The 12,206-nt window shown below is 52.1% G+C and carries 10 protein-coding genes and 1 tRNA gene; 5 read left to right on the forward strand and 6 right to left on the reverse strand.

Going from position 1 to position 12,206, the window contains the following annotated elements; genetic code table 11:
* Positions 1-126 precede the first annotated feature (126 nt).
* Positions 127-1,281, forward strand: coding sequence for a lipid-A-disaccharide synthase (gene lpxB / locus JT718_RS12605; RefSeq protein ID WP_205503048.1), 1,155 nt, complete (start codon positions 127-129; stop codon positions 1,279-1,281).
* Positions 1,282-1,392: 111 nt separating this feature from the next.
* Here lpxB and clpX read toward each other — a convergent pair whose 3' ends face one another.
* From clpX to JT718_RS12625, 4 genes are all read right to left on the reverse strand, one after another.
* Positions 1,393-2,622, reverse strand: coding sequence for an ATP-dependent Clp protease ATP-binding subunit ClpX (gene clpX, locus JT718_RS12610; protein WP_205503049.1), 1,230 nt, complete (start codon positions 2,620-2,622; stop codon positions 1,393-1,395).
* A gap of 304 nt (positions 2,623-2,926) precedes the next feature.
* Positions 2,927-3,625 (reverse strand): ClpP family protease, encoded by a 699-nt coding sequence (locus JT718_RS12615; protein ID WP_205503050.1) that lies wholly within the window; start codon positions 3,623-3,625, stop codon positions 2,927-2,929.
* Positions 3,626-3,907: 282 nt separating this feature from the next.
* Positions 3,908-5,242, reverse strand: coding sequence for a trigger factor (tig, locus tag JT718_RS12620; protein ID WP_205503051.1), 1,335 nt, complete (start codon positions 5,240-5,242; stop codon positions 3,908-3,910).
* Between the two features lie 79 nt (positions 5,243-5,321).
* A tRNA-Leu gene (locus JT718_RS12625) sits at positions 5,322-5,403 on the reverse strand.
* Between the two features lie 150 nt (positions 5,404-5,553).
* Between JT718_RS12625 and JT718_RS12630 the strand changes: the two genes are divergently transcribed.
* Positions 5,554-7,758 carry a RelA/SpoT family protein gene (locus JT718_RS12630; protein WP_205503052.1) on the forward strand — a complete coding sequence of 735 codons (2,205 nt, stop codon included), beginning with the start codon at positions 5,554-5,556 and terminating at the stop codon, positions 7,756-7,758.
* Positions 7,759-7,889: 131 nt separating this feature from the next.
* Here JT718_RS12630 and JT718_RS12635 read toward each other — a convergent pair whose 3' ends face one another.
* Positions 7,890-8,759 carry a hypothetical protein gene (locus tag JT718_RS12635; protein WP_205503053.1) on the reverse strand — a complete coding sequence of 290 codons (870 nt, stop codon included), beginning with the start codon at positions 8,757-8,759 and terminating at the stop codon, positions 7,890-7,892.
* A gap of 572 nt (positions 8,760-9,331) precedes the next feature.
* Here JT718_RS12635 and JT718_RS12640 point away from each other — a divergent pair.
* Genes JT718_RS12640 through JT718_RS12650 form a run of 3 tightly spaced genes read left to right on the forward strand, consistent with a single transcriptional unit; the run spans position 9,332 to position 11,414 of the window.
* The gene (locus tag JT718_RS12640; RefSeq protein WP_205503054.1) at positions 9,332-9,808 is read left to right on the forward strand and encodes a Fur family transcriptional regulator; all 477 of its coding nucleotides are present in this window, start codon (positions 9,332-9,334) and stop codon (positions 9,806-9,808) included.
* Complete coding sequence (locus JT718_RS12645; RefSeq protein ID WP_205503055.1) at positions 9,798-10,145, forward strand: STAS domain-containing protein; 348 nt, start codon at positions 9,798-9,800, stop codon at positions 10,143-10,145. The genes JT718_RS12640 and JT718_RS12645 overlap by 11 nt, the downstream gene beginning before the upstream one ends.
* A complete protein-coding gene (locus JT718_RS12650; protein WP_205503056.1) occupies positions 10,146-11,414 on the forward strand; it encodes an adenylosuccinate synthase in 1,269 nt (422 codons plus the stop codon). It abuts the gene before it with no gap.
* 295 nt (positions 11,415-11,709) lie between these two features.
* On the opposite strand, the gene JT718_RS12655 is transcribed toward JT718_RS12650, so the two are convergent.
* A partial coding sequence (locus tag JT718_RS12655) for a hypothetical protein (RefSeq protein WP_205503057.1) occupies positions 11,710-12,206 on the reverse strand: 497 nt, incomplete at its 5' end.

A 12,206-nucleotide genomic window follows, 5' to 3' on the forward strand; every position in this document is an offset into this window, starting at 1 on the left:
CAAGGCTGTAACTCTACGCAAGTAAAACAATATCAGGTGTTTATCTCCTTTCTGGCATAGGCTTTGTGTTAGGGGCGATATCGGCTTTTTATTGTCAGAGCCCTGTTACCGTTCAGACTACTTTCAATGAAGTACTACATTATTGCCGGAGAACGCTCGGGCGACCTGCACGCCTCTAACCTGATCAAGCAATTGCATCAGCAAGACCCTGAGGCCCACATTCGCTGCTGGGGCGGCGACATGATGGAAGCGGCCGGTGCTGAATTGGTGAAGCATTACCAGGAAATGGCCTTCATGGGCTTTCTGGAAGCTGCCAAGAACCTGTTCAAGATCAAGCGTTTTCTGCGCGAGTGCCAGGAAGACCTGCTCCGCTACCAGCCAGACGTGGTCATTCTGGTAGACTACGCCGGGTTTAACCTGCGCATTGCCCAGTTCGCCAAAGAGAACGGGATCAAGGTCTTTTACTACATCTCGCCCAAGATCTGGGCCTGGAACCAGGGAAGGGTGCACAAGATCAAGCGCCTGGTAGACAAGATGTTTGTCATCATGCCCTTTGAGAAAGACTTCTACCAGCAGTTTGACTATAAAACCGATTACGTGGGCAACCCGGTGTCAGACGCGGTGGCGGCCCACCAGGTAAACCGCAACTTCCGGCAAGACAACGACCTGGACAAGCGCCCCATTATTGCGGTGTTGCCGGGCAGCCGCCAGCAGGAGATAGAGAACATCCTCTACATCATGCTCAGCATCCTGCCGCCATTCCAGGACTACCAGTTTGTGGTGGCGGCGGTGAGTAACTTTGACCGGGAATACTACGAGCACTTCAACCGCAAGCCGTTCATCAAAATAGTCTACGACCAAACCTACGACATCCTGGCCCATGCCGATGCCGCGCTGGTTACGTCTGGCACCGCCACCCTGGAAACGGCCATGTTCAACGTGCCCCAGGTGGTGTGTTACCGTACCAGCGCCATCTCTTACTGGATTGGCCGGGCCGTGATCAAGGTTCCGTTTATCTCGTTGGTGAACCTCATAGCCGGGCGCAAGGTAGTGCCTGAGCTGATCCAGAACGACATGAACGCCCAGAACCTGGTGCGTGAGCTAAAGAATATCCTGAACAACCCCGATGGCCGTTCTGCCCAGTTGGAGGGCTACCAGCGCGTGCGCCAACTGATTGGCGACTTCAACACCTCTGAGACGGCCGCCAAGTTGATGGTGCAGTACCTGCGGGAAGACAAAGCGGCGCAAGGAGTTGGTAAATCTTTGAAAGGCGCATTTTAAGCTCCTTTTCCTAAAAGCCGGCTAAAAACGGAAAACCACCTTAAAAACAGAGGCCTCCCTTACTTGGTGTAAGGGAGGCCTCTGTTTTTAAGGTGGCTCTTATGGTGCCGGCTAGGCTACCTTCAGTTTCTTGAAAGAAGATTTCTCAAATTTCTCCCGGGCGTAGTCCAGGGTGATGACCAGGTCGCTGGTGCCTTCCTGCTCGTCAGACGGCAGGTCAAACATGGCGTCGGTCATGATGCCTTCGCAGATAGAGCGCAGGCCGCGGGCGCCTAGCTTATATTCAGAGGCTTTCTCCACAATGTACTCCAGGGTGTCGTCTGGGAACTCCAGGTTGATGTTCTCCATCTCAAACAGACGCTTGTACTGTTTTACCAGGGAGTTTTTAGGCTCGGTGAGGATGAGACGCAGGGTTTCTTTATCCAGCGGGTTCAGGTGCGTGACCACTGGCAGGCGGCCAATCAGCTCCGGAATCAAACCGAAGGATTTCAGGTCCTGGGAGGTGATGTAGCGCAGGAAGTTCTCGGTATCCAGTTTTTCCTCCAGGTTGGTGGAAGAGAACCCGATGGGTTTGGTGTTGAGGCGGCTCTTGATGATGCGGTCAATGCCCACAAACGCGCCGCCGCAGATAAAGAGGATGTTCTCTGTGTTCACCGAGATCATCTTTTGCTCGGGGTGCTTGCGGCCACCCTGCGGGGGCACGTTCACCGAGGTACCTTCCAACAGTTTCAGGAGGGCCTGCTGCACGCCTTCGCCGCTCACGTCGCGGGTGATGGAAGGGTTGTCGCTCTTGCGGGCAATCTTGTCAATCTCGTCTATGTACACAATGCCCCGCTCGGCGGCTTCCACGTTGTAGTCGGCGGCCTGCAGAAGGCGGGTCAGGATGCTTTCCACGTCTTCGCCCACGTAGCCGGCCTCGGTCAGTACGGTGGCATCGGCAATACAGAACGGCACCTGCAGAATACCGGCCAGCATGCGGGCCAGGAAAGTCTTGCCGGTACCGGTTTCGCCCACCATGATGATGTTGGATTTCTCAATCACTACATCATCGGCCTTGGGCTTTTGCATGAGGCGCTTGTAGTGGTTGTACACCGCCACTGACATTACTTTTTTCGCCTCGTCCTGGCCTACCACAAACTGATCCAGGTACGCTTTCATCTCGCGCGGTTTGATCAGGTTAAACTTGGGGGCGCGGTTGGTGGCGCGTAACCGGTTCTCCTCATTCAAAATCTGCTGGGCCTGTCCAATGCAACGCTCACAAATATGCGCATTGATGCCTGAGATCATCACAGACACCTCTTTCTTATTTTTTCCGCAAAAGGAGCACGTAATTTCTGCCATAAACCAAGGGTGGGATGTACTATTCTGCCTCTAAGATGGGGCAGCTACGGCAAAGGTACAAAATTGGTTAAGCACTCCGGTAAAATATTTTTCTACAAACTGTCCACATGGGGGCAGGAACTAACTGTAAACTAGTCTATTATAAAATATAGTATATGTTGTATCTGATTGAGGAAGAACGGGCTGTACAGCCTCTCAGCGCCCAGGGAGGTTGCACTTTGGCCGTAGGGCAGGGCCTAAAAAAAGTTGGGCAACAAAAAAGGCCCGCACTGGGGCGGGCCTTTTCTGCTCAAAGCGGTTGGGCTTAGGCTTTGTGACGAGTTAACACCTCATCAATCAAACCATATTCCTTGGCTTCCTGCGCAATCATCCAGTAGTCGCGGTCAGAGTCTTTGTCTACCTGCTCCACAGATTTGCCGCTGTGGCTGGATATGATCTCGTACAGCTCTTTCTTCAGCTTCAGGATCTCGCGCGCGGTGATCTCAATGTCTGAGGCCTGGCCTTGCGTACCGCCCATGGGCTGGTGAATCATGACACGGGCGTGGGGCAGGGCAGAGCGCTTGTCTTTGGCACCACCGCATAATAAAACTGCTCCCATAGAGGCGGCCAGACCGGTACAGATGGTGGCCACATCTGGCTGCACGTACTGCATGGTGTCATAGATACCCAAACCGGCGTACACTGAGCCTCCGGGGCTGTTGATGTACAGCAGAATGTCTTTCTTAGAGTCTGCTGACTCTAAGAACAGCAACTGGGCGGTGATAATGTTAGCGATGTAGTCATCTACCTGCGTGCCCAGGAAAATGATGCGGTCTACCATGAGGCGGGAGAACACGTCAATCTCGCGGAAATTGGTGGGGCGCTCCTCAATCACCGAGCGGGTCATGCTGGTGGGCTGCAGGCGCGCCGTGCTTTCAATGTGGGTTAAGTATTGGTCAACGCCCAGGCCACTCATGCCCAGGCCTTTCACGGCAAATTTTCTGAATTCTTCTTTATTGTACATAAGGGTTCTATTTAGATGGCCTTAACTTAAAAAGAAACAAGTAGGTTACAAGGTGAACAAAACAGGAAACCGGCGTTTTCCTGTTCTGGGGTTATTTTCCCAAAATCAGGCCAAAAACGGTTTTTTGTTTTTTCCTGCCATAATGGCCGGATAACGGTGCACGAGGCGTTCTCTCTACTTCTCAGAATTCTTGCCCGGGGAGGGCCAATGCGAGCCGTTTAAAAACGAAAAAGTCCTTAACAAAAGGTAAGGACTTTTTCGTTAAGTAAGCTATACTACCGATTATGCCCCAACTAGGTTGCGGAATTCTTCGGCGGTTACGTCTTTTTCAGTGATGGTGATCTTTTCTTTCAGGAACTCCAGCACGCGCTCTGCTACCAGGGCCTCATACTCGTTCACGAAGTTACGGCCGTTGTTCTGCTTCAAGTGGTTGTCCAGGAAGTTGTTGAAGGTTTCTTCCATTTCCTCGGGCACCTCTGGCATGTTGAACTGGGCCATCATCTTCTGGCGGGCGCTGTTCACTACGTCTTCGTTCTTGATGGTGATGTCGTTCTCCTCCACCACTTTGTTGCGGATCATGGACCACTTCAGCTCTTTCACGTACTGGTCGTAGAACTCGTCAATCTGCTCTGGCGTGATTTTGCCTTCGTTGGTAACGGTTAACCAGCGCTTGAAGAACTCATTGGGGATCTCAATGGAGGCTTTCTCTACCAGTTGGTCAATGATGGCGCGGTCCAGTTGGTTCTCGGCCTCGCGCTCATAGTTTTCTTTGATCACCTCGCGAACTTTGGCGTCAAATTCCTCCTGGGTGGTCACGTTGCCCTGCCCGAAGATCTTGTCAAAGAACTCCTGGTTCATCTCGGCCTTCTCGGTGCGGTTGATTTTCTCTACCGTGAACTCAAAAGTACCTTTCAGGTCGGCGGTTACGTCTTTGCTCAGGCCGGTTACGTGGGCCAGGGCAGCGTTGTCATCACCAAACGCCTCGCGCAGGTCAAACGTGAGGGTGTCGCCGGGCTTCACGCCCACGAATTTCTCCACGCCCGCCACCACTTTGTTCAGAGGGATAAGGGTTTTGGTGTTGAAGTCACCGCCTTCGGTTTGCTTCAGCTCGCCGTACAGGTAGTCGTTGGCTTCAGAAACCTCTGGGTTGGTGGTCTGGCCAAACTGGTTCTGCATCTGCTCGTACGCCTCGTCTACGGTGGTCTGGTCTACTTCAATGTTGTAGCGGTCCACAGAGATCTCGTTCAAAGGCAACTCAAACTCTGGCAACAGCCCCACAGAGTAGCTGAACTCAAACTCCTTCTGGGTATCCCAGTCAATGGCGTTCTCGTCCTGGCGGTCTGGCAGCGGCTCGCCCAGAATGCGCAGTTTGTTGTCTTTGATGTAGTTGTTCACAGACTCTTGCAGAATCTGGTTGATAGAGTCTACCAGAATGCCTTTGCCGTACATCTTGCGGATCAAACCGGCCGGTACTTTGCCGGGGCGGAAACCTTTGATGTTGGCTTTCTTGCTGTATTCTTTGATTTGCTCGTCTACGCGGGCAGCATAGTCCGCCTCTTGCAGGCTTACTTTCAGGCTGGCATTCTGGCCATCGGTTTGATTCAGGGTGATATTCAAGGCTATCAGTTATTAAGTTGTGCGACGGTTATTAAGTGAAAAACCCTCAACCCCGGTTGGGATTGAGGGTTTTTCTTTGTGCGGATGGAGGGACTCGAACCCCCATGCCTCGCAGCGCTAGATCCTAAGTCTAGTGCGTCTACCAATTTCGCCACATCCGCATTATGTGCGTTTCGTAATGGTGCTGCAAATGTAGCAAAGTCTTTTTTGTTAATGCAACTCTCTTTCGTTTTTTTTGTTGAAATTTATAAAAAAGTAGCAGAAAACGCGCCGGCCCTTGGTTTGTCGCCAATTCTGCCGTACCTACCCGTATGATTGATCACGAAGCAGAACGGAAAGAAATTCTGCGTCATTATAGAAAATTGCTGCGTCACGCCAAGCCTTTTCTCAAGGACAATGACGCCAAGATTATCAAGAAGGCCTTCAACACCTCCCTGGAGGCCCACAAAGACATGCGCCGCAAATCGGGCGAGCCTTACATCCTGCACCCCCTGGCCGTGGCCCAGATTGCGGTAGAGGAGATTGGTCTGGGGACCACCTCTATTGTGGCGGCCCTGCTGCACGACGTGGTGGAAGACACCGACCTGGAGATTGCCGACATTGAGCGCGACTTCGGGCCCCGGGTGGCCAAGATCATTGAGGGGCTCACCAAGATCTCGGGGGTGTTTGAGTACGGCACCAGCCAGCAGGCCGAGAACTTCCGGAAGATGCTGCTCACCCTCTCAGACGACGTGCGGGTGATCCTCATCAAACTGGCCGACCGCCTGCATAACATGCGCACCTTGGGCAGCATGGCCCGAGACAAGCAGCTGAAGATTGCTTCTGAGACCATGTACCTGTACGCCCCGCTGGCCCACCGCCTGGGTTTGTACGCCATTAAGTCTGAGCTGGAAGACCTGCACCTCAAGTACACCGACACCGAGACCTACAAGTACATCTCCAACAAGATCAGGCAGACCAAGGCGGCCCGCAACAAGTTCATCGCTGACTTTATTGGCCCCATTGAGGAAGAGCTGAAGCGGCAGGGCTTCAAAGATTTTGAGGTGAAGGGGCGGCCCAAGTCCATCTACTCCATCCTCAAGAAGATGAAGAAGCAGAACGTCACCTTTGAGGAGATCTATGACCTGTTTGCCATCCGCATCATCCTCAACGTGCCGTATGAGCAGGAAAAGCCGGCCTGTTGGCGGGTGTACTCCATCATCACCGACTTTTACCAGCCCAACCCAGATCGCCTGCGCGACTGGATCTCTACGCCCAAGGCCAACGGGTATGAGGCCCTGCACACCACGGTGATGAGCAAGACCGGCCAGTGGGTGGAGGTGCAGATCAGGACCAAGCGCATGGATGATATTGCCGAGCGCGGATACGCGGCCCACTGGAAGTACAAGACCGGTAGCAACGGCCCGTCAGAGTCGGGTCTGGACAACTGGATCAACAAGGTGCGCGACATGCTGGACGTGAACAACACCAACGCCATTGAGTTCCTGGACGAGTTCCGCACCAACCTGTTTGTGGAGGAGGTCTTTGTCTTTACGCCCAAAGGCGAGCTCATCATTCTGCCAGACCGGGCCACCGCCCTGGACTTCGCCTTTGAGATCCACACCCACATTGGCTACCAGAGTCTGGGGGCCAAGGTGAACCAGAAACTGGTGCCGCTCAGTCACCGGCTGCACAACGGCGACCAGGTAGAAATTCTGACCTCGCAGAAACAGAAACCCACCGGCGAGTGGCTCAAGTTTGTAACCACCTCCAAGGCGCGCTCTAAAATAAAGGAGTTTTTACGCGAAGAGCGCAAAAGCAAGGCCGAGGAAGGTAAACAGCAGGTAGAGGAGCGGCTGCGCCAATTGTCCATTGAGCCCTCAGCGGCGAACCTCAACCGCTTGGCAGCGTACTTCAACGCGCCCTCCTTACAGGACTTCTACTATAAAGTAGCCGTCAACCTGATTGACCTGAAGGAAATCAAGGAGTACATCTTCAACCCGCAGAGCGAGAAATACCGTCCGGCGTCGTTGCTGGAGGGGTCAGTGTTTGACCGCGAGGTGGAGAAGATCAGGGGCATCAACTCCCAGTTGCTGGTAATTGGCGGCGGCACCGATAAGATTGACTACGAGCTGGCCAATTGCTGCAACCCCATTCCCGGCGATGATGTGTTCGGCTTCCAGACCGAGGACCACGGCATCACCATTCACCGCACCACCTGTCCCAAGGCCGTGGAGTTGATGTCAAACTACGGGCACCGCATAGTAAAGGCCAAATGGACCGGCCAGCAGGAGCTCTCGTTCCTGGCGGGCATCACCATCAAAGGAACCGACAGGGTAGGCTTGGTGAACGACGTAACCAAAGTGATCTCCAACTCCCTTAAGGTGAACATGCGCTCCATCACCATTGACTCGCACGACGGCGTGTTTGAAGGCCGCCTCATGGTGTTTGTGAACGACACTGCCCAATTGGAGAAGCTCATTCAGAAACTGCTGCGGGTGAACGGCGTGCTCAGCGTTGACCGTTTTGACTCTTAATTCTGGAAAACACCCTAAAAACAGAAAGCCCGGTCCTGCACCGGGTTTTCTGTTTTTAGGGTAAGGATGAGTGAGCATGTTTTAAGCCGATTTTTGGGAAATCAGCCTTAAAACAAGTAGTTACGTTAGACTTAGAATTTATAGTTCAAACCAATGGTGATATGCGACATAGGGCCAGATTCCAGCTCTACGTGGGCTCCCACGCTTTCGGTGAAGAAGTACCGGGCACCCGCTAGCACCCCAACTTTCACTTCGCCCTCGCTGGCGTCATAGCTCCCGAAGCTGGAGTCTTCTCCCCAGTCTACCTTCACCCGGGCGTAGCCCAGCGTTAAGCCGCCGTAAGTGTCCAGTTTGTCGTTCTGGGTGAAGTTGTAGTGGTAAGTTCCTTTGGCTGCAAAGTACATGACAGAATACTTGTAGTCTTCCTCCCACTTGATGTGAGAGTAGGAGAACACCCCGCCCACGCCAATGGTACCGGGTCCTGCGGCTACGTTCAAGCCTCTTTCATAAGAAAAGGTCAGCGGTTTCAGCACTTTTGCCCCGTTGCGGCGGCCTGAGTACTCCAGGTTGTCTACCAATCCAAAGCCAAAGCCAATGACGTTGGTGCCTCCTTCAAAGGCGGCTGCGGTCTGTCTTTTGGCCGCTTTGGCTTCTCTGGCTGGTGCAACTGCCGGTTCCGTCACGGGTGCCGCGGCCTGAACCGGGGCTGCCGCTATTACGGGCTGGGCAGTGGCTTTCTTCTGGGTGGAGGCAGCGGTTTTGGGCTTACCCTGGGTGGTGGCTCTTACCGGAGCTTTGGGTTTCGCCTGAGCAGTGGAGGCAGTAGCCGGTTTTGCTTTGGTGGCGCTAGCCGTTGGGGAAGAAGTGGTTTTCGGCTTTGACTGGGTTGTAGCCACGGGGGTTTTGGCTTTGGTTTGCGCAGAAACGGTCATGGACGACAAACCTACCATTGCGGCAACAGAAAGCATGCTCATGCCCTTGATCAGGGTTGACTTTTTCATAATTGTAATACTTTTAAGGGGTTGAATGATGTTATGGGAACAGCCTACCCGGCAAACCTCTTGGTTTTGCGCAGCGGGGATTTCCCGCTTGCATGGTAGAACTCACAAATGTTTGAAAGGCCTTTCTGAACACTTCTTTAGTTGCATTCCTGTTCTTTAGACAGGGCTTCATTTTTTTACCCCTATCTGGGTTGCATATTTTTTATAAAAAATGATTTCGGCTTTAGTAGTGGGTGCGTAGGCCTGCCTTGTTAGGGAGTTACCCTCTATATTGGGCTTGCCGCCGATACTTCACTTAGAGCACATAGTTGAGGGTTAGGGAGCTAAGCTGCCTAACCATTCTTAATTTACTTAGTAGCTGGGTAGCTGCAGAAATCCAGGAAAGAATAACAGGTAGGGGTTGAACAGGTGGGAGGAGGTGAACCATGCGGAAAGGAAGGTATTCCCCGTTGTAAAACGATGGGGTTAAAGAGGATACCACCTGGTGGTTGCCCAAACTGAACTCTTCCCCAATTGTTAAGAGTTTTAGCATTACAGTTTAAAACTGTTAAGTTTGCAGCAGAAGAAGGCGTATGGCACTAGATGAAGCAAGATTCATGGAGGTGAAGAAGATCTTCACCGCCTATTTAGAGAGCAAGGGCCTCCGGAAGACCCCGGAGCGCTATGCTATCTTAGAAGAGATTTATTCCCGCACCGGCCACTTTGATGTAGAGTCGCTCTACATCAGCATGAAGAACAAGAACTACCAGGTGAGCCGTGCCACCGTATACAATACCCTTGACTTACTGGTAGAGAACGACCTGGTAAGCAAGCACCAATTTGGGCGCAACCTGGCGCAGTATGAGAAATCGTACGGCCGCCGGCAGCACGACCACGTGATCTGTACCGAATGCCACAAAGTGGTAGAGTTCTGTGACCCAAGAGTGCACAACATCCAAACCATGGTAGGAGAGCTGCTCAATTTTAATATTCTGCACCACTCCCTAAATTTGTACGGCATCTGTGGCGACTGCCAGGCCAAGCTAAACGCACCCATTCATGAAAATTGATCATGTTATAGAGAACAATGTTCTGATCATCCGGTTGGAGGGCGATATGATTGGGGGACCAGAGACCCAACGGCTCATGGATCTGGCCAATAGCACCATTGATGAATCCCTACTCCTTTCGGCGGTGGATCTTTCCAATGTTCGGTTTATCAACAGCACCGGTATTGGGGTCTTGGTATCGCTGCTAACCAAATTCAGAAACAGGGGCGGGGAACTCATCCTGATCAATCCGTCTGAGCACATTCGTAAATTATTAATCATTACAAAACTGAACGCCATCTTCACCATTGCTGAAAATGACACCAATGCCGTTCAGCTTCTTAAAGAATCACTTTAAATGCCAGTTGACATTTTAGTAGGCCTCCAGTGGGGCGACGAAGGAAAAGGAAAAATCGTTGATGTCCTTGCTCCTCAGTATGACGTGGTGGCCCGTTTCCAGGGTGGACCAAATGCCGGACACACCCTTGAGTTTGAAGGGACCAAGCACGTGCTCCACCAAATACCATCTGGTATTTTCCACGCGCACATCACCAACATCATCGGGAACGGGGTGGTGCTAGACCCCATCGTGTTCCGCACCGAGGTTGAGAAACTGGCCGCCAGAGGGATTGACGTAAAGCAGAACCTCTTTATTTCCAAAAAAGCCCAGCTGATCCTTCCTTCGCACAAAAGCCTGGACAGGATCTCCGAAGAAGCCTTGGGCACTTCCAAAATCGGTTCCACACAAAAAGGGATTGGGCCTGCGTACCAAGATAAGATTGGCCGGAGCGGCCTACGGGTTGGTGATACCTTGCTGCCAGATTTCAAAGAGCGCTACCAAATCACGGTTGCCAAGCATGAGAAAATAGCCTCTTTTTACCAAAAGTCGCTGGAAATAGAAGAGCTGGAGGAGCAATTCTTCAGTGCCATAGAATTCCTGCGCACCTTCACCTTGGTAGATTCCGAGTACATGATCAACCAGGCCATCAAAGACGGAAAGCGAATCCTGGCCGAAGGGGCGCAAGGCTCCCTGCTGGATATTGACTTTGGTACCTACCCGTTTGTGACCTCTTCTAACACTTTGGTAGCCGGGGCTTGTACCGGTTTAGGAATTGCACCCCGCCATATTGGGGAAGTGTACGGCATCTTCAAAGCCTATTGCACCCGTGTGGGGAGCGGCCCTTTCCCAACTGAGTTGCATGATGAAGTAGGGGAGAGGATTCGCCAGGCCGGAAGAGAGTTTGGTTCCACCACGGGCCGTCCGCGCCGCTGCGGCTGGATTGACTTGCCTTCGCTGAAATACGCGATTATGCTTAATGGCGTAACCCAACTGAACATGATGAAGGCAGATGTACTGGATGACTTTGAAGAGATTCAGGTGTGCACCCACTATAAACTGGCTGACGGCACCTTGACAGACCAGTTACCTCATGACATGGACAAGGCAGATATCACCCCCGTGTACAAGAGTATGAAAGGTTGGGGCGAAGAACTAAGGAAGTACGAAAGCTATCAGGAGCTTCCTGCCGCCGTATTAGAGTATGTGGCCTACCTGGAAGAGCAACTAGAAGTAAGCGTAAACATTATAAGTGTTGGCCCAGATAGAAAAAGCACTTTGGTGAAGTAATCTCATCTCATGTATAAAAGGGAGTCTTGCTAATAAAGTGAGACTCCCTTTTCATTTAACAAGAATGTAGATTAGTACTGAAGTTTGAAGGTGGTTTACCTGTATTTATGGTTTGCCCCAAGATTCCAGACAGGATAATAGAGGTAAGAGGAAAAAAACTGCTCCCAGTTGAACATCGGGGCATCGGGATTGGTTCTTTCCTAGGCGCCGGCCGGGAAGCCTCCTATGAGGCCGGGCTTAAGCGGGTTCAACAGGAAAAATCTTCTCCCGTCCCTTGCGGTCCCGGAATAGTTCGCTACCTTTGCAGCCCCTTCGGGAAAGGAGGTTGCTCCGCCGAATGGGCGGAGAAAAAATAAGAAAAAAGTGTTGCAAAGTGAAAGGAGCTTCTTACCTTTGCAGCCCTTCCGAAGAGAAGGTTGTTCCGCCGGCTGGGCGGAAGAAAAAAATGAAAAAGCGTTGCAAAGCGGGAAGTTCTGCTTACCTTTACAGCCCCTTCGGAAAAGGAGGGTTTCCCTGCCGGTTGGGCGGGGGAAAGCTTGAAAAAAAAATCCTGAGAGTTGCTTGCCAAGAGAGGAAATGTTCTTACCTTTGCAGCCCCTTCCGAAGAGGAGGTTCTCTTGCCGAATGGGCGGAAGAAAAAAATAAAAGAAAGTGTTGCAAAGCGGAAAGAGTTTCTTACCTTTGCACCCGCTTCGGAAACGAAGCCAGGGAATAGGCCAGGACGACAGGTTCGGGGAGAAAAAAAAGAAAGAAAAAAAAGCCGCTGAGGGTTTGCAGAACGGAAGATTCTCG

The organism is Rufibacter psychrotolerans, assembly GCF_016924645.1.
Lineage (GTDB): Bacteria > Bacteroidota > Bacteroidia > Cytophagales > Hymenobacteraceae > Nibribacter > Nibribacter psychrotolerans.

What these genes read in the sequence shown, in the direction of transcription:
- JT718_RS12650 (WP_205503056.1), top strand. Translation starts at nt 10,146, where the DNA reads ATGCCAGTTGACATTTTAGTAGGCCTCCAGTGGGGCGACGAAGGAAAA.
- JT718_RS12615 (WP_205503050.1), bottom strand. Translation starts at nt 3,625, where the DNA reads ATGTACAATAAAGAAGAATTCAGAAAATTTGCCGTGAAAGGCCTGGGC.
- lpxB (WP_205503048.1), top strand. Translation starts at nt 127, where the DNA reads ATGAAGTACTACATTATTGCCGGAGAACGCTCGGGCGACCTGCACGCC.
- JT718_RS12635 (WP_205503053.1), bottom strand. Translation starts at nt 8,759, where the DNA reads ATGAAAAAGTCAACCCTGATCAAGGGCATGAGCATGCTTTCTGTTGCC.
- JT718_RS12630 (WP_205503052.1), top strand. Translation starts at nt 5,554, where the DNA reads ATGATTGATCACGAAGCAGAACGGAAAGAAATTCTGCGTCATTATAGA.
- clpX (WP_205503049.1), bottom strand. Translation starts at nt 2,622, where the DNA reads ATGGCAGAAATTACGTGCTCCTTTTGCGGAAAAAATAAGAAAGAGGTG.
- JT718_RS12640 (WP_205503054.1), top strand. Translation starts at nt 9,332, where the DNA reads ATGGCACTAGATGAAGCAAGATTCATGGAGGTGAAGAAGATCTTCACC.
- JT718_RS12645 (WP_205503055.1), top strand. Translation starts at nt 9,798, where the DNA reads ATGAAAATTGATCATGTTATAGAGAACAATGTTCTGATCATCCGGTTG.